This is a genomic window from Rhizobium sp. NZLR10 (assembly GCF_019685125.1).
GTDB lineage: Bacteria > Pseudomonadota > Alphaproteobacteria > Rhizobiales > Rhizobiaceae > Rhizobium.
On sequence record NZ_JABDWE010000001.1, the window covers coordinates 152,202 to 172,382 of the forward strand.

A 20,181-nucleotide genomic window follows, 5' to 3' on the forward strand; every position below is an offset into this window, starting at 1 on the left:
TGAGCGGCATATGCTCACGCCAAGCAGTCGAGCATCCACTGGACACCAAAACGATCGGTGAGTTTGCCGTAATAGCTCCCCCATGGCTGGACCGCGAGCGGTGTCGTTATCTTGCCGCCTTCGGCGAGCCGGGCGAAAAGCCCGTCGGTCCTGTCGCGGTCATCCAAGATCAACATGTGGGCGGAGCCTCGCATCGGCTCCGCATCGTGATTGTCCGAGGCGAAGAACAAGACACCAAGCCCTTCGAAGCGAGCGTGCATCACCTTGCCCCGCATAGCTTCGCTGGCAATGGGCATTCCGTCCGCGCCGTGGCGCTTCAATTGCGTGACCCGGCCAAGCCCGCATTCGGCATAAAAGGCCAGCGCCTCCTCGCAGCCGGTGGAAAAGAATAGATAGTTGGCAAGCTGCATGATCTCGCTCCGTCGCGCCGCCGGATGGCGACGCATTGCTGAATCAGGTCTGAGATTTCCGCGCATGCACCGCGACCCTTACAACGCGGCGGCCGTGCCCTGGATGGCGCCGACGAAATCCGCATTGCTGTAGCTGTGGCCGGCGATTCCCCACGCCCCTTCGGGCGCGTAGACGATGTTCGACCAAATATGATCGCGCTTGAGCCGGCCTTCGGCGGCCTGTTCGACGACATCGGCCGCTTTTTCGATGAAGGCCTGTTTCGCTTCGGCGCTTACCAGCGCGACCTCCGGCAATTTGAGTTCGACGAATGCCGCAGCGATCGGCTTTCCCGCCGCAAGCACGTGCTCGCGCGGCAGCACGTTGATCGTGCCGATGACATTGGCGGTCATGAAGGCATTGCCGGTCAAACCGGCTACATCGAGCAACGCGTCCGTCAAGCCGGCAAAGGCTTGCGCCTGGGCCTCCGGCGAGAGCAGGCCTTCCGGAACGGTGAGTGTGATAGGCATCGGATATCTCCCTCTTTGAATCGTGACCGCTTGTGATATACCGATCACTCTTTATAGATACACAGCGATCGCTCTCTTAGCAAGCAATAAAGAGCGTTCACTCTTATTGAGGCATTCATGCGTTATAGCGCCGAACACAAATCAGAAACCCGCGCCCGCGTCCTCGCAGCCGCAGGACAGATCTTCCGCAAGGACGGCTATGGCGGTGCCGGTATCGATGCGCTGACGAAGGCCGCCGGCGTGACAAACGGCGCCTTCTACGGACATTTCAAGTCGAAGGCCGAAGCCTTTCGCACAGCCGTGCTGGAAGGCCTCGAAGAACTGCGGCAAGGAATCGCCGCGTTGAAGACCAATCAACCGAAAGACTGGCTGACGACCTTCGTCGGCTACTATCTCGGTTATAAAAGAACCTGCGATCTGGGCGAGAGCTGTGCTCTGCCGAGCCTTTCGCCCGATGTGATGCGTGCGGACGATGAAACGCGAAGCGCTTATACGGCAGAGATCAAACGCCTCGTCGAAGAAGTCGCCGCCGGCCTGCCGGAGATAGACGGCCGATCCGACATTGTGCGGGAAGACCAGGCGATCCTGCTCCTCGCCATGCTGAGTGGCGGTGTTACCCTCGCGCGCGCCGTTTCCGACCCGGCACTCTCCGAACGCATTGCAGAGGTCATCGCGCAGGCTGCGTTGACAGCGATAAAGCCTGGAAGCTAATCCGCATGCGGCGATGGCGTTTGGGTTCAGGACTGCGCACACGTGTTCCCAACCCTGCGAGAACTACACGGGCATGGTGATTTCGAACTCGGCACCTGCGCCGGTCGTCGGCAGCAGGCGGATCGTACCGCCATGGGAGCTCAGCATGGCGCGAACGATGCCGAGACCCATGCCGGTGCCGCCCTGTTCGCGGCGGGTTGAAAAGAACGGCTGAAAGACATGTTGGCGATTTGCCTCGGAAATACCGCCGCCGTCGTCTCGGACAAGAACAACGGTTGTCCGGACATCGGCTGACGCGCTGAGTTCCAATAGCGTGGCGCCATGCTGAAAGGCATTCTCGGCGAGATTGGCAAAAACGATGCCGGCTGCTTCTCGGGGAAGAGCAACCGATATGTCCGTATCGCCTTTACCGGAGATATCGAGGGATGGAAATTGCCGGCGCAGCGAGGACAGGATGTCCCTGATGCTGCTTTTGCCCTCGGCTAGAGGGATTTCTGCTTGGGCAAGCTCCCTCAGCCGCAGCAACAGCGCGTCGAGCCGAGCTGCATCGACGACGATATTATCGAGAAAGTGCAAACGCTGCGCCTTCGTCATCGCCTTTTCGGCATCGTCGTCGCGCAAAAGCTCCGCCGCACCGCGGATCGCCGTCAGCGGCGACTTTAGTTCGTGGGAGACGTGGGCGGCAAAGGAGCGGACATATTCGGTGCGATCGACCAGTCTTCCGGCGAGATCGAGGAAGCTCTGCGACAGGACGGCGATCTCGCGCGTTCCATAGCTGTCCAGCGGCCGGATCGCCCGCTTACCGCCCCGGGCGATCTCTTCCGTGCGGGCGATCAAGGCGTCGATCGGGCCGGTGATGGTGCGCGTCAGCACATAGGCGACGCCGAGCGTCAATATGAAGACGACGGCGAGGGCGACCATTTCCGCCGGCGCCATCCGGTTCGAACTCACTTCCACGGCGCGGAACCAGATGACGATCAGGATCGGCAGCGCCATGACGGCGAGAAGCACGACATAGACGATCAGCGCCAGCGTCGGGCGCCATTTCATCCTGACTTTCGGTACCGGCATCAGGCATTCCTCCCGATTTCACCGCCGAGTTTGAAGCCGATGCCGTGAACCGTCGCGATGATCCCCTGGCCGCCGGCCGCCAGGAACTTGGCCCTGATGTTGCGGATATGACTGTCGATCGTTCGGTCGGCGACATAGGTTCCAGCGCCATAGGCCGCCTCCATCAGTCGTTCGCGGCTGAAGACCATGTCGGGGCGTGACAACAATGCGTCCAGGATGGCGAATTCGAGCGCCGTCATCGTGATGGCCCTGTCGCCGAACATGACCGTCCTGCCGTGGCGATCGAGGCTGAGTTCGCCGGCGATAAAGATGGCGTGACGCCTTTCAGGCGCGGGTTCATTGCCGCTGCGCTTCAAGATCGCCTTGACCCTGGCGACGAGTTCGCGCGGGCTGAACGGTTTGGTGACGTAATCGTCTCCGCCGATTTCCAACCCCAGCACCCTGTCGATCTCCTCGTCGCGTGCGGAAAGAAACAGGATCGGCAATCCCGATGTCTTGCGGATCTGGCGGCACACTTCCAGACCATCCATATCGGGCATGCCGATATCGAGAATGATGAGATCGATGTTGGCGCGCCGGAATGCCGTCATCGCCTCGGTTCCGCTGCGGACCGCCGTCGGTGTCAAGCCGGCACGCTCGAGGGCGAAGCAGATCACATCGCGGATGTGAGGTTCGTCATCGACGACGAGAATTCGGGGCGCCATCCACCAGTCCTGCGTTGTTTGTCGTGCCTGTTGTTATCGTTCTCGTTCTATCTTGCAATGGCTGCAGGAGACAGAAGATAGGTCTCCAGCCGCGCTGCCCGGAAGGTCCAGTTCCGCCAGTCGTGCGGGCGCCGCGCGAAGTCCCTGACGAGATAGTACCGAATCGCCAGTGCCTGATTCCTCTTGTCGATCAGCTGATCCGGCAGCATGTGGAGATAGAGATCGATCGCCGGAATGGCGGAAGGGCCAAGCGAGGAGAGATAATCGAGATCGAGCGGTGGACCTTCCTCAGTGATTTCCTGGCTGTGGGCGACATTGAAGCGGGCGATAATATCAGGGAAATCAATGAAGGCGCTGATGTAGACGACTACAAGCAGAGAGGCGAGATTCATCGCGATCAGCCACTCGTTGGATCGGCTGAGCAGAATGCGCAGCAGGATCAAGAAAAGACCGATGGCGACGAGGCCCATCCAGAGACCGGCGGCGACACGCAATTCCGTCAGCGAATAGACCTCGACGTAAAGCCCAAGCCGCAGCATCGACGACAGGCAAAGCAGAATATTCTGGCCGATCCAGGTGTGGACGAGGCCGCGGATCAGCGGGCTGTGATCGCCGGGACCACCGCGCCGCATAGCGACCAGCACGAAACCGGCGGCAAGAAGCGCTGTCGCAATCAGCGGATAGGCGCCGCGATGAGCATATTCGGCACGGCTCATGTGATCGGGCAGATCTGCGCCGCCCCAGAGATAGACGAGATCGAGGAGCGTCTGCACGGCAAAGAGCGCGTTGAACAGGACGAGCGCCCGCAACAACGAGGCATAACCGAGCGGCGCATTTCTGGTGGGCACGATCATGAAGGCCCTGGCGGCCTGCGACCTCGCACCGCGGCGCTTGAGGCGCGGCCGCAACATCGCCCAAACCACAATAGCGACGATCATCCAGAAGCCGATCCGCCAGAGATCGAGGAACTGCAGCAGAACGGCAAAATCGATGCTGCGCAGAGCGATCTCGATAAGTGGGTTGGCCGCCGCAAAGAGAGATACGAAGACCGCTGCAAGAATGAGCGGCATGATCCAGAGGGCGATGCTCTGTCGGGTTCCGGCGAAAGAGTAACGTTTCCCCGGTGTCGCAAGATATTTCCTGATATCCTCGGCAAGCCGCAGGGGAACGACAAGGGCGAAACGGAAGAAAACCAGGGGCAGGGCGGCGGACAGGCGACGCGGCAGGAGCCTGGCGCTGACGAGCGCAACCGACATCAGGGCGCCGAGGCAAAAGGCAATGCCCGTAAGCGAAGGCGATTCCAGCAGCGGCGCCGACGCCAGAACCGAAAAGCCGAGCAACATGATCGCTTGGGAAAGCCGAGGTCTCTTGCTGGCCGAAAGCAAAGTGGCGGCGCAGACGGCGAGCGCAAAAAGGAAGATATTTATCCCGGGTTCATGGCCAAAGATCAGAAAATCTGAAAGCGCCACGAGCGCCAACAGCCCGGTCATCCGGCCACTGCCCCGCCTCATCGGCATTGCTTCCGTCAGGATATCTGTTGTGTCCATTGCTGCTCCTCTCGTAGATGCGGCTTTTCGATCGTCATGAGCATGACTGCGGAACTCGCATGGGAAGGCGGGCCTTGTGTCCCGCACGTCTCCGTCAGCCACCAACCGTCGTTGCGAAGGCGGTCCGGCAAAGTGGGAGGTATAACGCGGGGCGGCATGTCGTTCTGGTTCATGGCAGGAAGATGCCGCGCCGGATTGCAGATTTTGTGCAGAGAGTGAGGAGCAATTCAGGAATCGCCCGCGGGGCGGAAACGCCGGGAAAGTCTCGCGAGGTCGTATCGGGCGTGAAAACGGCTTGTCATTTCCGCTTTTCGGGGAGGCCCCGGTCGCAGAGGACGGCGCCGCACTCATTTCAGCAATCGGGGAAAGCAATCCGCCAAGCGAACGAGCCTCACCCAATCAATACATTCCTGGCGCAGTCTCATTTGCCGGCTGACTTTGCCGGCATTTGTGAAAAGATCATCGAAGGAATGAAGGGAGGTTTATCTGAACCTCGGCGCGCGCCTGGCATTGTGGAGTAGTTCGCAGGCTGTCGCGAACGGTCCGAAAAGTTTGAGCAACAGCGCTTGTTCCTCGGTATCTATTCGATGGCGAGCGCAGAACTCGGTAACGGACCAGACTTTCGTCAGCTCATCGGTCTCAATTTGCTTGGGTTCGATGTGTTCGGTCAAGGGCGTATCCTCCGAACTTCGAGACTACGCCTCCCCGGCATTTATAAGAACTAGCTAAAAAGAATTATATCGACCGAATATGTCAGGTGCCGCCAGGCCCCGCATCAAGAGAGGCGGAGATGCAAAAACGCCCGCCGATTGCGCGGCGGGCGTTGTGTCATGCTGATCTATTGATCAAGCGATATGGGGAAGAGCATCCGTGCCGGTGATGTTGAGGGTCACCTTGGCAGTGTCCGTGTGGCCGTCACCATCGGAGATCTTGTAGTAGCGCAGAACTTCCGTGACATGATCGCCAGCAGCGATATCGTGCGTCAGCTCGTAGGTGAATTCGCCGTTCGACTTGACATGGAACGTACCATAGGTGCCGGCGACGTCGGTGGTTGCGCTCGGGTTGCCGTCGACCTTCGTGGTCAGGAACTGACGGAGGAACATCTTGCCGTTGTCGCCGGCAATGTCGTTGTCCAGAACGTTGCCGCCGATGGCATGGCCTTCGGTGAAGCTGTAGACATCGTCAACTGCGATCGGCTTGACCTGGGTTACGCCCTGAATGTTCAGGGTGAACAGGCCGACGTCGGTATGACCGCTGCCGTCGGAGATCTTGTAGGAAACCTTTTCCTGGTACGATTCGCCGTTGGCGAAGCCAATCTTGGCAGCATCGCTCAGGACATAGGTGTAGCTGCCGTCCGGCTTGACGAAGAACGTGCCGTAGTCGCCATGGATTTCGGTGATCTGGCTGTTGCCGCTTTTGGCGCCAACGGTCTCGCCGTCGAAGGCGCGCAGGAAAAGGTGGCCATTATCGGATGTATCGTTGGAAAGGAGATTTCCGGAAATAACGTCAGTTTCTAGAAATGTTGCACTATCATCAGTTGCGTGTATCGGCGAAGCCATCGCTCTCTCCTCAAATTGTTATAGACGGGTCAGTTTCGACCTCAGCGAGCGGCTCCTTTAACAACCTATTAATACTGCAAGTCAATGGGTTATTTAACGAAAGGTTAATTTCGTAACCGATATGGGCGTTGCTTAATTCCTGGGCGAATAATTTCGTTTTCACACCAAATTGAAGAAAATTTGACCGAATCTATACCCGGCTAACTTGAACATCGGCAATGAATATATCTAAGGATGATTCCGGCCGTTAAACCGAGCCATCGGGGTCAGCTGTTGCAATCGCGCGCTCCGCCAACTATTTTAGGGCTAAAGCGGAAATCGAAGCCGTCGCCGGCTTGGGAACGAGACGCTTGTACATCGGCTGAATCGGCGCATGCCCTTGAGGCAGCGCGATGGTCAAATCCACAACGATCGATGAAGCCGGCAATGGCCGGTATAAGGATTTCTTTTTGAACGACACAAATACAGCCACTGCGATTGCGGTGGTGAACTCGCGTGAGGGTGACGTGGCCGTCCGCCGCGCTGCCAAGACTTGGAAGCCATCACCCTGCCTTCTCACCCGCCGCGAGTTGCGGGCGCTCATCGCCGAGCAGCTCGGCTGAGCGTCCCTTACATAGGAGAATTCGAAATGCAGGTACTCGTCAGAGAAAACAACGTCGATCAGGCCCTCAGGGTTTTGAAAAAGAAAATGCAGCGCGAAGGGCTGTTCCGCGAAATGAAGGAACGGCGCGCCTATGAGAAGCCCTCCGAACGACGCGTCAGGGAAAAGGCGCAGGCGATCAGTCGGCACCGTAAAGCCGCACGCAAGAAGCTGCAGCGTGAAGGCCTGATCGCCGGGCCGAAGCGGACGGCCGCCCGTTAACAGGCCATCCCGGCCGGCCTTCCCAGGCTTCGACGACAACATTCCCCGGAAAGGACAGACAATGGACGAACTCAATAGCCTCACCGTTTCAGAAGAACGCCTCGAGGATTGCCGCGATGTCGTGGAGCCGGATCTGCAGGATCTGATCCAACGCGCATTGACGTCGGGCTTTTCCCGCGAGGAGGTCCTGATCGCCGTCAGTGAACTGGTCGCTGAGGACTTCGCCATGGTCATGGAAACCCCAAGCGTGCATTGAGGATAAACGCAGGCAGCAGGAACATTCCATCCCGCCTGTCGATCGATTGCGGGAATTGGCGGGATGAACCACGGGAACATCGGCGCCGGCAGACGGTTATTTCGTCTTTTGCACAGATGGAGATGACGATGGCCGAGCATGATGATGCGACACGGGTGTGGGAGCTGATCGACAGAATAGGGTTTTGCATGCTGACGACCCGCAGCAGTGACGATCTGCGCGCCCGCCCGATGTCCGCCTATACCGCCCAGATGGAGAATGCGGTCTATTTTCTGACGGATGTGGCCAGCCACAAGGACGACGAGATCGCCCACTGGCCAAATGTGTGCCTGGCCTTTGCCGACACCAAGGGACAGAAATATGTTTCCGTGTCTGGGACGGCCCAGGTGCAGAACGATCGCGAGAAGATCAGGGAATTATGGGCAACGCCGGCCAAGGCGTGGTGGGACAATCCCGACGATCCCTCCATCCGCATCCTCAAGATTACCCCGTCCTCGGCGGAATATTGGGATAGCCCGGGCACCATCATCAGCTATATCAAAATGGCAGCTGCAGCGGTCTCGAACAGCAAACCGGATATGGGCGACAACGCCGAGGTCAAGCTTTAACGGATCGCAGCGCTCTTCAAGCCTGCTTGGCCGAGGCCTTGACGAAATCAATGAAGGCCCGCAGCGGCGCTGGCACCAGCCGCCGTCCAGGATAATAGAGAAATGGCCCGGAAAACCGCTGCCACCAGGGTTCGAGAATTGGCTCGAGAGCGCCGCTGTCAATATACGGGCGCAGCCAGTCCTCGAAAACGCAGATGATCCCAGTGCCCGATATCGCTGCATCGACGGTAAGATCGGTCGCGCCGCCGACCCTGACGATCAATGGTCCTGAAGGTTCGACCCGCACCACCTCGCCATCTCGTTCGAACTCCCATGGCGTCGTCAGCACACCACTGGCAAAGCGGCCCAACAGACAGGCATGGCCGAGCAGATCGCTCGGATGTTGCGGCCGGCCATGGCGGTCGAGATAGTCAGGGGAGGCGGCGGTGGCAAAGCGCTGAACACGCGGGCCGATCGGCACGGCAATCATATCCTGCTCCAGCCGCTCGTCATAGCGGATGCCGGCGTCGCACCCGGCAGCAAGCACATCGACGAAGCTCTCGTCGGCGATCACCTCCAGCCGAATGTCGGGATAGGCGGCGAGGAATGGCGGAACGATGGCGGGCAGCACCAGCCGCGCCGCGCTGACCGGCACATTGAGCCGCAACGCACCGGCCGGCCTGTCGCGATATCCGTTGACCACATCGAGTGCGGACTCCACTTCGGTCAAGGCAGGGCCGAGCCGTTCCAGCAGGCCCTTGCCGGCTTCGGTCGGCACGACGCTGCGTGTCGTGCGGTTGAGCAGCCTCACACCGAGCTCGGCCTCCAGCCGACGCACCGCCTCGCTGAGGAAGGAAGCACTGCCGCCGTTTGCACGCGCGCCCTCGCGAAAACCACCGGCCCGCGCCACGGCAAGGAAGGCATTCAGATCACCCAAATCGACTTTCACTGTTCGCCACTCCGCACAGCCTGTGCGGATTGTAACGAATTATCAGGCGCGCCGACAACGCCTATCTTGGCGTCGACTCTTGAAAGGAGTGAGTTCATGTCCACCATCGATCAGGCCGGCACCTTCAATCTCGGCGACAGCAGCATCAAACGGCTCGGCTACGGCGCCATGCAGCTTGCCGGGCCCGGCGTGTTTGGCCCGCCCAAGGATCACGGCGCGGCCTTGGCGGTGCTGCGCGAGGCTGTCGCAAGCGGCGTAAACCACATCGACACCAGCGATTTCTATGGTCCGCACGTCACCAACCGGATCATCCGTGAAGCGCTCCATCCCTATCGTGACGACCTCGTCATCGTCACCAAGATCGGCGCACGGCGCGGCGCGGATGGATCATGGATTCCGGCCTTTTCGCCAGAAGAACTGACGGCGGCAGTCCACGACAATCTTCGTCACTTAGGTCAGGATGTGCTTGACGTCGTCAACCTCAGGCTCATGTTCGACGTGCATGGCCCTGCCGAAGGCTCGATCGAAGGACCCCTGACGGTGCTTGCCGATCTCCAACGGCAGGGACTGATCCGTCACCTGGGCTTAAGCAACGCCACAGCGAAGCAGATCGCCGAAGGGCGCGGGATCACCGAGATCGTCTGCGTGCAGAACCAGTACAATCTTGCGCATCGGGCCGACGATCGCCTGATCGACGAGCTCGCCCGCGAGGGCACCGCCTATGTGCCCTTCTTCCCGCTCGGCGGCTTCACACCGCTGCAGTCGTCCAGCCTGTCTAATGTCGCCGCACGCCTTGATGCTACGCCCATGCAGGTCGCACTTGCCTGGCTGCTGCGCCGCGCCCCGAACGTCCTGCTGATCCCCGGCACCTCGTCCGTCGGCCACCTCAAGGAGAACCTCGCCGCTGCCGCGCTTGTTCTGCCGGATGAGGCTGTCGACGAACTCAACCAGATCGGGAACATCGCCGCCTGATCGCATTCAAAGGCCGCGAGCTACCGCCACACCACGCTCACACGTGGTGTGGCGGAGCCGAAAGCGTCAGCGACGCTGAAATCCGCTCGTCATCTCCGGCCGGGAAGGCCGGTATGGTTATGCCTTCAATAGCGCTCCGGCACGAGCATTTCAGACGCAACCGGCGCCCTGTTGTAATCGGCATGGCGGATGCGATCCGGCAACTCGATTTCCGGTTTCGGAACATCCTCGTACGGGATTTGTTCGAGAAGATGGGCGATGCAGTTCAAACGCGCCCGTTTCTTGTCTACCGCCTGCACCACCCACCAGGGTGCATCCTTGGTGTGCGTCCGCGCCAGCATTTCTTCCTTGGCCTTGGTATATTCCTCCCAATGGACGCGACTTTCCATATCCATCGGTGAAAGCTTCCATTGCTTCAGCGGATCGTGGATACGCATCTTGAAGCGGAATTCCTGCTCCTCGTCGGTGATCGAAAACCAGTATTTGATCAGCACGATTCCGGAACGGACCAGCATCCGCTCGAATTCAGGCACCGAGCGGAAGAACTCCTCGAGTTCATCAGGGGTGCAGAAGCCCATCACGCGCTCGACACCGGCGCGGTTGTACCAGCTTCGGTCGAAGAGCACCATTTCGCCGGCTGTGGGAAGATGCGGGACATAGCGCTGGAAATACCATTGATGGCGTTCCCGTTCGGTCGGGGCGGGCAACGCAACCGTCCGGCAGACGCGTGGATTGAGCCGCTGGGTCACCCGCTTGATCGCGCCGCCCTTGCCGGCCGAATCGCGGCCTTCGAAAAGCACCACCACTTTCAACTTCGTGTGCTGAACCCAATCCTGCAGCCGCACCAACTCGTGCTGCAGCCGAAACAGTTCCCGGAAGTAGGTCTTTCGCTCGAGCGTCGGCTCCGCCGCTTCCGACATTCCTTCGGCGACCAGATCGTCCAGCCGGTCTTCCTCCATCTGCATTTCCAGCTCTTCATCGAAGCTGTCGGCGATTTCGGCCTTTATCCGGCTGAGTTGGTCCTGATGGTTTTGAGACATGGGCTTTTCCTTCCTGCTTTTTTTGACAGGAGCATGTCACTGCGAAGTTTGTATGACGGTTCAAGTAGCGATGGTGGACCATCGGCGCTCTGCCTTGGCCGTGGTCGCTCACGTCACGGTCCGGCGCTGACGCGCATCGGCCTGTTTCATCAGCTTGGCGTATTCTATCTCGGTGATATCATCCAACGGGAACATGCATTCGATCCTCAGTTCCTGGGTCGTTATTGTCTGTGCGGTGCCGACCGTCGTCACCAGCGAGAAGAAACTTAGAAGCTGCCCATCCTTCATGAACGACAAGGGGATGACGGGTGTGCTGTCCGCTGTCGTGGAGACCTTCCAGGCACTATCCACATCCGGATAGGCAAGCAGCGCGTCGATCAGTGCCTTGGTGCGCATGTCGATGACGCGGCCGACGGACTCCCTGAATATCCGCGCCATCAGGCTTCTTGCCGTTTCCTCCCAGTTCGGAATGAAGGGCCGCAAACCGGCCGGATCGAATATCAGATGCAGCAGATTGCGCGGTTTTTCCCGTGCTGCCATGTCGATGAAGCAATTGAAGAAGCGCTGCGTCGCATCGTTGGCCATCACCACGTTCCAATACCGGTCCATCACCACGGCCGGAAATGGTTCATGCTGAAAAAGCATGCGTTTAAGCACATCCGTGACGCTTTTCATTTCAAGATCGTCGATACCGTTTTCTGCATAAATAGGCGCATAGCCGGCGGCGAGCAGCAGCGTATTGCGCTCCCGGAACGGCACATCCAGGGCGTCGGCGAGATGCAGCAGATTGTGGCGGCCAGGCGTGCTCCGGCCACTTTCGATGAAGCTGATTTGGCGCTGCGATATGCCGGTGTCGAGCGAGAGTGCCAACTGGCTCTTGCCTCGCGTGCCGCGCCAGGCACGCAACTGCGCCCCAAGCTCGGTCGGCGCTCTGCTTAAACGGTTGTGCGTCGAGCTCATCTTCCGGCGGTCTCCGTTATCCGTCCCGTTGGTAACTGGCGGGCAATAGCGCTCCCGCCAGCGATTTGTGGATTAAAATGCAACGGGGCCGACAGACCCGTACCAGCGACCAACTTTGGCAGGTTCTCGTTCGTCCATGTAGAAAAAGTGTGTCATGACAGGCTTGACGACCGGTTGCGCCTTCTCGTCGGGTGTCATGGTGACAGTGCCGCGAAAGATCTTAAGCGAGCCGCCGTCCCAATATTCCGTCACATCGTGAAGCGCTGAAAAACCCGTATCGATGAAAGCGCGCAGGTTCTCGCGAATGGCCTCCCGCCCCTTCCAGTCGGCGACGCCGAGATTGCAGGTGGCGTTTTGCGCCAGGCAATCGAAGCCTTCGCCGAAGGTCTTGTCATCGATTTCTTTCCAGAAAGCCAGCAGCCATTCCGGGGGCTCTCGCTTGGTAAAGTTCACCGTCGTCATCGTCGTTCTCCTCGGCCGCCTCGTACGGTTGACAGCGGTTTGGCCGTCGACATCCTCCGGATTGGCCGCTTCTGTTTGAGGACTGGAATGTTCCTCCTGCAGGAAGGCCGTTCACTGATATCGCGGGAGGGGGAATGCCCTCAATTACATCGGGTGTAATAAGCCAGGCGAAAACGCATCGTCTTCCGATTTCGCAGCCTTTGTTGCTGGCGAGACCGATCTCATCGACTTCGCAGAACGTTGAGGCAAGCTAAGACCGGCAGGGAAGGCCGGACCAGCAGGCCGGGTGTGTTTGCCATTGGCAATGCGGACGCGGTCGCTCACCTTGCGCATGCCTCCGCGGCAGGCACAGCCGTCGGCCCGGTTGTCACCATGGACCTGTTCGAACAGATCCTTGCCGAGCGTCGGGACGCCAAAGCGGCGTGAACGATCTTGCAGTACAGCCGCTGAGGCGCAGCTACAGCTGTCCTGTCCGGTATTGCGAGACAAGATTCCGGCAGGCGCGGATCGTCAGAGCCATGACGGTGAGTGTGGTGCCGGCGATGCCGCTGCCGGGGAAGGCGCTGGCGTCGGTGACAATCAGGTTCGGGACATCCCAGACCTGGTTGTAGGGGTTGAGCACCGAAGCTTCCGGGGTTTCACCCATGCGCGCGCCGCCCGTTTCATGGATTGCCGCGCCCATGCACATGGTCTTGCGGAACCAACTGCGGAACATGAAGCGGCTGAAGGCATCGGCCTCGGGAAAGGCGCCCTTGCCCATCTCCTTGAGGCCGGTGGGCGAACCGATGAATTCAAGATCGCCTCCGACCTCGCTGATCATGGCGATCAGCGTCTCTTCCTGCCGGCGAAGCAGCGCCTGCTCCTCCGCTTGCATCACGCAGCGGATATGCGCAACGGGAATGTTCCAGGCGTCCTTGCGCCTGACATCAAGCGTAATGCGATTGTCGGCATAGGGCAGCATGCGGCCGAAACCGAAGAAGGCGAGACGCGCATCAGCGTCGCCGGAGACCGGCGCTCGGCCGACGCTTCCCTGGTAGTCGAAATCGCCGCGGGCAGCGTCGCCCTCACCGAAGCGGGGAATGAAGATCCCGCCTGATGGATTGTAGAACGGATCCGTCGGGGCGGAGCCATCGGGCGCCCAGCCCTTCGCCTTCGAAAAGGAACCGAAGGCGAGGCACGGAAGCTGGTCCATGAAATAGCGGCCAAGAGCGCCTGAGCTGTTGCCGAGCCCATCCGGATGTTTTGCCGAAGCCGAATTCAAGAGCAGCCGCACGCTCTCTATCGGCGAGGCGGAGAGAACCACCGTCGCGGCGCGGGCCGTCGATACTTGTCCGGTATTGCGATCGGTGAACTCCGCGCCGGTGGCACGTCCGGTTCTCCCGTCCGTGGTGATGCGGCGAACGACGGCATCGTAGCGGACTGTCAGCCTGCCGGTGGCCTTGGCTTCCCGCAGCGGTCGCGGCATGCGTTCGGCATCCGGCGCGATGTAGCGCCAGGAGACAACGTGCCTTTCCGGCCAGCGGCTTTCGACCGCCTGCTTGAAGATCTGTTCGGCGGGCGTCAGGCTTGCCGGCTTCGCATAGACGCCGTCCGGCAGGGTCGGCACATCGTCCTTGTTGCCGTAGAGCCCGAGATAAGTCTCCACTTCGTCGTAGAAAGGCGCCAATTCGCAATATGAGACCGGCCAGTCAACGCCCTTTCCGGCGCGTGATCGGATCTTGAAATCATCATCGGTCCAGCGCAGCAGCACGCGGCCAAAACTGTGGAGGCGGCCGCCGCCCTGGCGGCCACGGATCCAGAGGAAAGGCTCGCCCTTCGGCGTGGTATAGGGGTTCTTGCGGTCGTTGACGAAGAAGTGGCTGAAGCGCTCGGTAAAAAACGCCGCCCGCGCCTGGATCGGCTGGCCCTTGAGTGTCGCCCGCGCACGCTCCCAGATATTGATGCTGCTTGCAGGCGCCTTCTTGCGGGCGGGATCGAAATCCTTCGGCCCAACAGCGGGGCCGGCCTCGAGAAGCAGCACCGAAAGGCCCTGCGCTGTCAGCTCTTTGACCGCGAAGGAACCCGCCGCGCCGGAGCCGATCACCAGCGCATCGTAGACAATCTCAGACATTTCCAAATCCTGTCCTGGAGCAATTGCTCAAAACCGCGCGCAACGCGCCGGCAATTGCGGGAAAACAAAGGGACGAGGCATCACAGCCGCGATCCGTCGGCGCCGAAGAGCGACGCCTTGGCGATATCGAGCCCGGGAGCCAGGGCATCGCCGGGCTGCAGGGTGACGTCGCCCATCAGCCTCAGCGAGAGGCTTTGATCCGCCCAGTCAAACCAAACGACGGCGTCCGAACCCATCGGCTCGACGACGGAAACACAGCCGGGAATGATGGGCAGGCTGCTTACCGCCCTATCGAGCACAAGATGCTCAGGGCGAAAGCCGAGCGTTGCCGGTCCTTCCGCCGCGCCTGCGCTAAAGGAATAGCCGGAGAGATCGACGGCGAGCCCCTTGCTCCGGAAGACCGGTGAGGAGGCGGCGCGCTCGATCCTGCCTTCGATGAAATTCATTGCCGGCGCGCCGATGAAACCGGCAACGAAGAGATTGGCCGGGCGGCGATAGATCTCAGCCGGCGAAGCGAGCTGCTGGATCACGCCGTCGCGCATGATGGCGATGCGATCGGCAAGCGTCAGCGCCTCTACCTGATCATGGGTCACGTAGATCATAGTGTTGCCGAGGCGCTGATGCAGCTTCTTGATCTCGACGCGCAATTCGTTGCGCAGCTTGGCATCGAGGTTCGACAGCGGTTCGTCGAAAAGGAAAACATCGACTTCGCGCACCAGCGCCCGGCCGATGGCGACGCGCTGGCGCTGGCCGCCCGACAGCTCGGCAGGGCGCCTGTCGAGCAGCGTGTCGAGATGGAGGAGCGCGGCCGTGCGGGCGACGCGGGCCTCGATCTCGGCTTTCGGCAGACCGGCGACGCGAAGGCCGAAGGACAGGTTCTTGCGAACCGACATGCGTGGATAGAGCGCGTAGGACTGAAAGACCATGCCGATGCCGCGGTCCTTCGGCTCCTCCCAGCTGACGTTCTTGCCTGAGATCCACACCTCGCCTGATGTAATGTCCTGGAGGCCTGCAATGGCGCTCAGAAGCGTTGACTTGCCGCAGCCGGAAGGGCCGAGCAGAACCAGGAATTCCCGGGGAGCGATATCGATCGACAGCTTCTCGATCACCGTATGGTCGCCATAGGCGATCTTCAGGTCCTTGACGGAGACGGCAGATTGCATGGAAGCATTACCCCTTGACTGCGCCGGCCGCGATGCCGCGCACGAACCAGCGGCCGGACAGGAAATAGATGGCGAGCGGAACGATGGCGGTCAGGATCGTCGCCGCCATGTTGACGTTGTAGGTCCGCTCGCCCATCGTGGTGTTGACGATATTGTTGAGCTGCACGGTCATCGGCAGGTTGTCACGCCCGGCAAATACCAGACCGAGCAGGAAGTCGTTCCAGATGCCGGTGAACTGCAGCATCGAGACCACCACCACCATCGGCACGGCGATCGGCAGCATGATCTCGAAAAAGATACGCCAGAAGCCGGCGCCGTCGACGCGCGCCGCCTTGCAGAGCTCCTCCGGCACGCTGATGAAATAATTGCGGAAGAGCAGCGTCACCAGCGGCAGGCCGAAGATGACATGCACGAGAATGATGCCGGCGAGCGAATTGTAGAGGGCGATATTCGCCATCGCCCGGACCATCGGATAGAGAAAGATCTGGTAGGGGATGAGGCCGCCGGCCATCAGCAGGCCGAAGAGCAGGTTTGCCCCTCGCGGCCGCCAGAGCGACAGCGCATAGCCGTTGACGGCGCCGATAAAGACCGAGAGCGCAACCGCGGGAAGGGTGATCGCCACCGAATTCCAGAAGCCGCTGCGAATGCCGACACAGACGGTCCCCATGCAGGCGCCCGACCAGGCGGTCGTCCAGGCGGAAAAATCGAGCGTCGCCGGCAGGGCGAAGATCTGCCCGAGCCGGATTTCCTCCATCGACTTCAGCGAGGTGACGACCATCGTGTAAAGCGGCAGAAGAAAGAAAAGTGCGGCAACGACCAGGAAGGCATAGAGGCCGATGCGCCCGACGGTGATCTGCGCCGGCTTCGGACCGTTCGGATGAGGACCGGCCATCACGCGGCTCCCTTCGCTCTGTCGCGCATGTGCATCGCGTAGCGGAACGGCGCGACTGCGATGATCACACCGAGGACAAGCACCGTCGCGCCGGCAGTGGCGAGGCCGAGGTTCTGACGTCCGAACAAATTGTCCATGATGAATTTCGCCGGCACCTCCGTCGCATTGCCGGGGCCGCCGTTCGTCATGGCGACGACGATGTCATAGGTCTTGATCACCCCCATAGCGAGCAGCATGCCGGCCGCGGCCAGCGCCGGTCCGAGCTGCGGCAGGACGATCGAGACATAGATCCGCCAGACGGGAATTCCGTCTATCCGCGCCGCCTTCCATTGCTCGCCTTCGATGCCGCGCATGCCGGCGAGCGCAATGACCATCACCAGCCCCGCACCCTGCCATACGCCGGCAAGCACCAGCGCATAGATCGCCATGTCACGATTGACCACCCAGTCGAGGACAAAACTCTCCCAGCCGAGCGAACGCACGCTCGCCTGGATGCCAAGGGTCGGATTGAGCATCCATTGCCAGATCAGCCCGGTCACCACGAAGGACATGGCATAGGGATAAAGAAATATGGTTCTGAAGGCGCTTTCAAAACGGATCTTGCGGTCCAGCGCCGCGGCCAGCAGGAAGCCGAGCAACAGGCAGCCCGCGACGTAGAGGACGCCGAAGATCAACACGTTTTGCAGCGATGCAAGCCACTTGGCGGAAGAGAACAGCTTCGAATACTGCGAAAAGCCGACATAGGTTGAAGATGGAAAGAGCGTCGAATTGGTGAAGGACAGGCGGATCGACCAGGCCATGGTGCCGATGAAGACCACGACCGCGACGAACCAAGTCGGCAGCAGCGCAATGGTGGCGGAAAGATTGGATTTGCGTTTGATGGGCATCGGCCGGCTCGTTGACTGAAAAAGCGGGGCACACGCCACCGCGAGGCAGCGACGTCGGCCGCGGCGTCGGGATCAGGCCGACGCCGCGGGCACTATTCTACTCGAAGACAGCGAAGAAATTCTCGGCCCCAGTAGCTGCATCGTTCGAGCCACCGCTCCAGTATTCGTCGACGAAATCGTCGAGCGCGCCGACCTGCTGAGGAGTAAGCACGATCGCCTGATCCGGGACGATCGCACCGGCAGCCATCAGCTCGACACCCTTCTGAGCGCAGACATCAAGCTTCGACTTGTCGACATCGGTTCGCATCGGAACCGAGCCCTTCTTCAAGGCGAATTCGACCTGCACCTTCGGATCCATCACGACTTCGGCGAGAAGTTTCTGCGCCTTGTCGGTCGCGGCATTGCCGGTCTTCGGGAACCAGAGGGAGTCGGCGATATAGACCATACCCTTGGACTCCGGCACGATCATGCAGCCATAGTCTTTACCCGGCTCCTTGCCGGCAACGGTGAATTCGCCCTTCGCCCAGTCGCCCATGAACTGCACGCCGGCCTTGGCGGTGATCAGCATGGCCGTTGCGTCGTTCCAGTTGCGGCCGGCGGCACCCGCATCGACATAGCCGCGCAGCTTGGCGAGAATTTCGAGGGTCTTCTTCACGCCGTCGACCGAGGCCTGGCTCTTGTCCTTGTCGACATAGATCTTCAGGAAGCCGTCGATCCCGACCTGCGAGAGCAGGATCATATTGAAGACCTTGGTCTGCTGCCAGGGCTGGCCACCCCAGGCAACGGGAACGATGCCGGCAGCCTTCAGCTTGTCGAAGTCGGCGAAGAACTCGTCCCAGGTCTTGGGCTCCTCGGCGATGCCGGCCTTGCCGAAGGCTTCCTTGGAATAAAAGACCCAGCTTTCGCCATGGGCGCCGGTCGGCGCGAGATAGACCTTGCCGTCATAGGAGATGAGATCATGGATCGATTTCGGCAGGACGTCGGCCCATTTGCCGGCACCGGCTACGTCGTCGATCGGATTGAACAGACCTTGGTTGATGAAATCTGCGGCCGCGAGGCCGATGACGCCCTGCTTGGCCCCGGGCGCGTCACCGGCGACGATACGGTTCTGGAAGGCGGCATCGGCGGCGCCGAAGCCGGCGATCGAGGAATCCTTCCAGACGCCGCCGCGCTTTTCGAACTCGTTCTTGATGACGTTGAGGGCTGCCGCTTCGCCGCCCGACGTCCAGGACGACATGATCTCGATCGTCGGTTTGTCCTCGGCATGCGCCGAAGCGAAGAGACCGGCGAATGCCACACCGGCAAGAAAAAGCTTCATCATTGTCTTCATTGTTCCACCTCTTGAAAATGCCCTCTTTGCGGGGCGTTCGTTGTCTTGGGAATAATCGTCAGCGGTAGATCGGCAGGAGCGCCTGCCGGACGAGCGTCAGCCCGTTGGCGATGTCGCGGACGGGATCCGGCGCGGCATCGAGTTCGAGAATTGCCCAACCTTCAAAGGCACGGTCGCGCAGCAGTCGGATCCAGGCCGGCCAGTCGACCCGTCCAAAGCCGAAGCTGCAGAAATACGGCTGGTGGCGATCGTGTATGTGCTTGTCGATCGGCGTGTCGGCGGGCATAGGCCCGACCGCATCCTTCCAGTGGGCAATGATCATGCGCTCGTGGTGGCGATCAACGAGCTGGATGGGATCGGAGCCGGCAACGATGATATGGGCAGTGTCCGGGCACATATGCACATAGGCTGGGTCGGTCAGCAGCATCATCAGGTCGACGTCGCGTGCAGCGGCAAAAATCGAATGCGCCTCGGTGTGCAGCGCCAGCCGCACGCCCCTGGCATAGAGGGTCGCGCCGAGCCGGTTCAGGAAATCGGCGATCACCTTGGCGCGGTCGAAATCGTAAAACTGCACCGGCTGGGCGCCGAGCGTCTGGCGAAGCGGGGCGCCGATCACCATGATGTCGCTGCCGCAGGCTTTCAGGAAGTCGGCATATCGCTCCGCCTTGTCGATCAGCGCGCGCTGGGCTTCGGGCTCGGCGAAGTCGCCCGCCGCCTCCAGTTCCGCGAAGAAGCCGCTGCAGAGCGTCAGGCGGCGTCTTGCCAGCTCGGCTGCAAAAGCATCGACGGAACCATAGGTCTTGATCGCATCCTGCCAGTTGAACGGAGAAAAGGTCAGCTCGACGCCGGTGACGCCGGAGGCCTGGACGCTGTCGAGAATCTTGTCCCAGAAGGCGCGCGGTTCGGTGCGCGCATAGTCGATGATCGCGTCATGGCTATCGACGCCCCAGAAGCCGGGATCGAAGAACGTCACGAGATCGACGCCGAATCGGAGCCTGTCGCCAGTAGCCATAATCCATCCATTTCTTAAGGCATGACCTACTCGCGTGCGGAAGATCAGTTCCGCAATCAATAAATCATGAATTTTCAACGCATTAAGGAATGGCAATCGTTTGCCATGCCTAGATGATAATCAAGCTGGTTTTTTAAGCAAGCGATTTTTGGCAAACGTTTGCTATAAATCGGCGGCTGCCTTAGAGTTG

Annotated in this window: 23 protein-coding genes; 6 read left to right on the forward strand and 17 right to left on the reverse strand. The window is 60.4% G+C overall.

Going from position 1 to position 20,181, the window contains the following annotated elements; genetic code table 11:
* Positions 1–14 precede the first annotated feature (14 nt).
* Positions 15–410 carry a VOC family protein gene (locus HJB82_RS00675; protein WP_221116827.1) on the reverse strand — a complete coding sequence of 132 codons (396 nt, stop codon included), beginning with the start codon at positions 408–410 and terminating at the stop codon, positions 15–17.
* A 78-nt stretch (positions 411–488) separates the two neighbouring features.
* Positions 489–917 (reverse strand): Tautomerase enzyme, encoded by a 429-nt coding sequence (locus HJB82_RS00680; RefSeq protein WP_207585057.1) that lies wholly within the window; start codon positions 915–917, stop codon positions 489–491.
* Positions 918–1,034: 117 nt separating this feature from the next.
* Here HJB82_RS00680 and HJB82_RS00685 point away from each other — a divergent pair, with 117 nt between their 5' ends.
* Positions 1,035–1,628: a TetR/AcrR family transcriptional regulator gene (locus tag HJB82_RS00685; protein ID WP_221116826.1), complete on the forward strand. Its 594-nt coding sequence runs from the start codon at positions 1,035–1,037 to the stop codon at positions 1,626–1,628.
* Between the two features lie 63 nt (positions 1,629–1,691).
* On the opposite strand, the gene HJB82_RS00690 is transcribed toward HJB82_RS00685, so the two are convergent.
* The 5 genes from HJB82_RS00690 to HJB82_RS00710 form a co-directional block, all read right to left on the reverse strand.
* Positions 1,692–2,699 (reverse strand): HAMP domain-containing sensor histidine kinase, encoded by a 1,008-nt coding sequence (locus tag HJB82_RS00690; RefSeq protein ID WP_221116825.1) that lies wholly within the window; start codon positions 2,697–2,699, stop codon positions 1,692–1,694.
* The gene (locus tag HJB82_RS00695; RefSeq protein ID WP_207585054.1) at positions 2,699–3,403 is read right to left on the reverse strand and encodes a response regulator; all 705 of its coding nucleotides are present in this window, start codon (positions 3,401–3,403) and stop codon (positions 2,699–2,701) included. Before HJB82_RS00695 ends, HJB82_RS00690 begins: the two co-directional genes overlap by 1 nt.
* A gap of 47 nt (positions 3,404–3,450) precedes the next feature.
* Positions 3,451–4,950 carry a DUF4173 domain-containing protein gene (locus HJB82_RS00700; protein ID WP_221116824.1) on the reverse strand — a complete coding sequence of 500 codons (1,500 nt, stop codon included), beginning with the start codon at positions 4,948–4,950 and terminating at the stop codon, positions 3,451–3,453.
* Between the two features lie 482 nt (positions 4,951–5,432).
* Entirely contained in the window at positions 5,433–5,621 is a 189-nt protein-coding gene (locus HJB82_RS00705) for a hypothetical protein (RefSeq protein WP_207585052.1), read from the reverse strand.
* A 174-nt stretch (positions 5,622–5,795) separates the two neighbouring features.
* On the reverse strand, positions 5,796–6,509 hold the full coding sequence (locus tag HJB82_RS00710) for an Ig-like domain-containing protein (RefSeq protein ID WP_207585051.1): 714 nt from the start codon (positions 6,507–6,509) through the stop codon (positions 5,796–5,798).
* 392 nt (positions 6,510–6,901) lie between these two features.
* On the opposite strand from HJB82_RS00710, the gene HJB82_RS00715 reads away from it, so the two are divergent.
* The 4 genes from HJB82_RS00715 to HJB82_RS00730 all read left to right on the forward strand — a co-directional run bounded on the left by HJB82_RS00715 (position 6,902) and on the right by HJB82_RS00730 (position 8,235).
* Positions 6,902–7,111, forward strand: coding sequence for a hypothetical protein (locus HJB82_RS00715; protein ID WP_207585206.1), 210 nt, complete (start codon positions 6,902–6,904; stop codon positions 7,109–7,111).
* Between the two features lie 26 nt (positions 7,112–7,137).
* Entirely contained in the window at positions 7,138–7,371 is a 234-nt protein-coding gene (gene rpsU / locus HJB82_RS00720) for a 30S ribosomal protein S21 (protein WP_207585050.1), read from the forward strand.
* Positions 7,372–7,432: 61 nt separating this feature from the next.
* Positions 7,433–7,627 carry a hypothetical protein gene (locus HJB82_RS00725; protein WP_116409581.1) on the forward strand — a complete coding sequence of 65 codons (195 nt, stop codon included), beginning with the start codon at positions 7,433–7,435 and terminating at the stop codon, positions 7,625–7,627.
* A gap of 128 nt (positions 7,628–7,755) precedes the next feature.
* Positions 7,756–8,235, forward strand: a complete 480-nt coding sequence (locus HJB82_RS00730; RefSeq protein ID WP_221139410.1) for a pyridoxamine 5'-phosphate oxidase family protein — start codon at positions 7,756–7,758, stop codon at positions 8,233–8,235.
* Positions 8,236–8,251: 16 nt separating this feature from the next.
* Here the strand turns inward: HJB82_RS00730 and HJB82_RS00735 are convergent, their stop codons facing one another.
* The gene (locus HJB82_RS00735; RefSeq protein ID WP_207585048.1) at positions 8,252–9,163 is read right to left on the reverse strand and encodes a LysR family transcriptional regulator; all 912 of its coding nucleotides are present in this window, start codon (positions 9,161–9,163) and stop codon (positions 8,252–8,254) included.
* A gap of 96 nt (positions 9,164–9,259) precedes the next feature.
* Between HJB82_RS00735 and HJB82_RS00740 the strand changes: the two genes are divergently transcribed.
* Positions 9,260–10,135: an aldo/keto reductase family oxidoreductase gene (locus HJB82_RS00740; RefSeq protein ID WP_207585047.1), complete on the forward strand. Its 876-nt coding sequence runs from the start codon at positions 9,260–9,262 to the stop codon at positions 10,133–10,135.
* Between the two features lie 125 nt (positions 10,136–10,260).
* Here HJB82_RS00740 and ppk2 read toward each other — a convergent pair whose 3' ends face one another.
* The 9 genes from ppk2 to HJB82_RS00785 form a co-directional block, all read right to left on the reverse strand.
* Positions 10,261–11,175 carry a polyphosphate kinase 2 gene (gene ppk2 / locus HJB82_RS00745; protein WP_141335705.1) on the reverse strand — a complete coding sequence of 305 codons (915 nt, stop codon included), beginning with the start codon at positions 11,173–11,175 and terminating at the stop codon, positions 10,261–10,263.
* A 108-nt stretch (positions 11,176–11,283) separates the two neighbouring features.
* Positions 11,284–12,135 carry a helix-turn-helix domain-containing protein gene (locus HJB82_RS00750; RefSeq protein WP_207585046.1) on the reverse strand — a complete coding sequence of 284 codons (852 nt, stop codon included), beginning with the start codon at positions 12,133–12,135 and terminating at the stop codon, positions 11,284–11,286.
* Between the two features lie 72 nt (positions 12,136–12,207).
* Positions 12,208–12,597: a nuclear transport factor 2 family protein gene (locus tag HJB82_RS00755; protein WP_207585045.1), complete on the reverse strand. Its 390-nt coding sequence runs from the start codon at positions 12,595–12,597 to the stop codon at positions 12,208–12,210.
* Between the two features lie 457 nt (positions 12,598–13,054).
* A complete protein-coding gene (locus tag HJB82_RS00760) occupies positions 13,055–14,707 on the reverse strand; it encodes a GMC oxidoreductase (protein ID WP_221139411.1) in 1,653 nt (550 codons plus the stop codon).
* A gap of 80 nt (positions 14,708–14,787) precedes the next feature.
* Positions 14,788–15,870: an ABC transporter ATP-binding protein gene (locus tag HJB82_RS00765; RefSeq protein WP_207585043.1), complete on the reverse strand. Its 1,083-nt coding sequence runs from the start codon at positions 15,868–15,870 to the stop codon at positions 14,788–14,790.
* A gap of 7 nt (positions 15,871–15,877) precedes the next feature.
* On the reverse strand, positions 15,878–16,762 hold the full coding sequence (locus HJB82_RS00770) for a carbohydrate ABC transporter permease (protein ID WP_207585042.1): 885 nt from the start codon (positions 16,760–16,762) through the stop codon (positions 15,878–15,880).
* Positions 16,762–17,649 carry a carbohydrate ABC transporter permease gene (locus HJB82_RS00775; protein WP_221116820.1) on the reverse strand — a complete coding sequence of 296 codons (888 nt, stop codon included), beginning with the start codon at positions 17,647–17,649 and terminating at the stop codon, positions 16,762–16,764. Before HJB82_RS00775 ends, HJB82_RS00770 begins: the two co-directional genes overlap by 1 nt.
* Positions 17,650–17,746: 97 nt before the next feature.
* Positions 17,747–18,979, reverse strand: coding sequence for an ABC transporter substrate-binding protein (locus HJB82_RS00780; RefSeq protein ID WP_221116819.1), 1,233 nt, complete (start codon positions 18,977–18,979; stop codon positions 17,747–17,749).
* A gap of 58 nt (positions 18,980–19,037) precedes the next feature.
* Positions 19,038–19,991: a sugar phosphate isomerase/epimerase gene (locus HJB82_RS00785; protein ID WP_221131341.1), complete on the reverse strand. Its 954-nt coding sequence runs from the start codon at positions 19,989–19,991 to the stop codon at positions 19,038–19,040.
* Positions 19,992–20,181: the final 190 nt, after the last annotated feature.

Bases quoted from the DNA above. Each gene is read 5' to 3' on its own strand.
- HJB82_RS00675 (WP_221116827.1), bottom strand. From the start codon at position 410: ATGCAGCTTGCCAACTATCTATTCTTTTCCACCGGCTGCGAGGAGGCG.
- HJB82_RS00680 (WP_207585057.1), bottom strand. From the start codon at position 917: ATGCCTATCACACTCACCGTTCCGGAAGGCCTGCTCTCGCCGGAGGCC.
- HJB82_RS00685 (WP_221116826.1), top strand. From the start codon at position 1,035: ATGCGTTATAGCGCCGAACACAAATCAGAAACCCGCGCCCGCGTCCTC.
- HJB82_RS00690 (WP_221116825.1), bottom strand. From the start codon at position 2,699: ATGCCGGTACCGAAAGTCAGGATGAAATGGCGCCCGACGCTGGCGCTG.
- HJB82_RS00695 (WP_207585054.1), bottom strand. From the start codon at position 3,403: ATGGCGCCCCGAATTCTCGTCGTCGATGACGAACCTCACATCCGCGAT.
- HJB82_RS00700 (WP_221116824.1), bottom strand. From the start codon at position 4,950: ATGGACACAACAGATATCCTGACGGAAGCAATGCCGATGAGGCGGGGC.
- HJB82_RS00710 (WP_207585051.1), bottom strand. From the start codon at position 6,509: ATGGCTTCGCCGATACACGCAACTGATGATAGTGCAACATTTCTAGAA.
- HJB82_RS00715 (WP_207585206.1), top strand. From the start codon at position 6,902: ATGGTCAAATCCACAACGATCGATGAAGCCGGCAATGGCCGGTATAAG.
- rpsU (WP_207585050.1), top strand. From the start codon at position 7,138: ATGCAGGTACTCGTCAGAGAAAACAACGTCGATCAGGCCCTCAGGGTT.
- HJB82_RS00725 (WP_116409581.1), top strand. From the start codon at position 7,433: ATGGACGAACTCAATAGCCTCACCGTTTCAGAAGAACGCCTCGAGGAT.
- HJB82_RS00730 (WP_221139410.1), top strand. From the start codon at position 7,756: ATGGCCGAGCATGATGATGCGACACGGGTGTGGGAGCTGATCGACAGA.
- HJB82_RS00740 (WP_207585047.1), top strand. From the start codon at position 9,260: ATGTCCACCATCGATCAGGCCGGCACCTTCAATCTCGGCGACAGCAGC.
- ppk2 (WP_141335705.1), bottom strand. From the start codon at position 11,175: ATGTCTCAAAACCATCAGGACCAACTCAGCCGGATAAAGGCCGAAATC.
- HJB82_RS00750 (WP_207585046.1), bottom strand. From the start codon at position 12,135: ATGAGCTCGACGCACAACCGTTTAAGCAGAGCGCCGACCGAGCTTGGG.
- HJB82_RS00755 (WP_207585045.1), bottom strand. From the start codon at position 12,597: ATGACGACGGTGAACTTTACCAAGCGAGAGCCCCCGGAATGGCTGCTG.
- HJB82_RS00760 (WP_221139411.1), bottom strand. From the start codon at position 14,707: ATGTCTGAGATTGTCTACGATGCGCTGGTGATCGGCTCCGGCGCGGCG.
- HJB82_RS00765 (WP_207585043.1), bottom strand. From the start codon at position 15,870: ATGCAATCTGCCGTCTCCGTCAAGGACCTGAAGATCGCCTATGGCGAC.
- HJB82_RS00770 (WP_207585042.1), bottom strand. From the start codon at position 16,762: ATGGCCGGTCCTCATCCGAACGGTCCGAAGCCGGCGCAGATCACCGTC.
- HJB82_RS00775 (WP_221116820.1), bottom strand. From the start codon at position 17,649: ATGCCCATCAAACGCAAATCCAATCTTTCCGCCACCATTGCGCTGCTG.
- HJB82_RS00780 (WP_221116819.1), bottom strand. From the start codon at position 18,979: ATGAAGACAATGATGAAGCTTTTTCTTGCCGGTGTGGCATTCGCCGGT.
- HJB82_RS00785 (WP_221131341.1), bottom strand. From the start codon at position 19,991: ATGGCTACTGGCGACAGGCTCCGATTCGGCGTCGATCTCGTGACGTTC.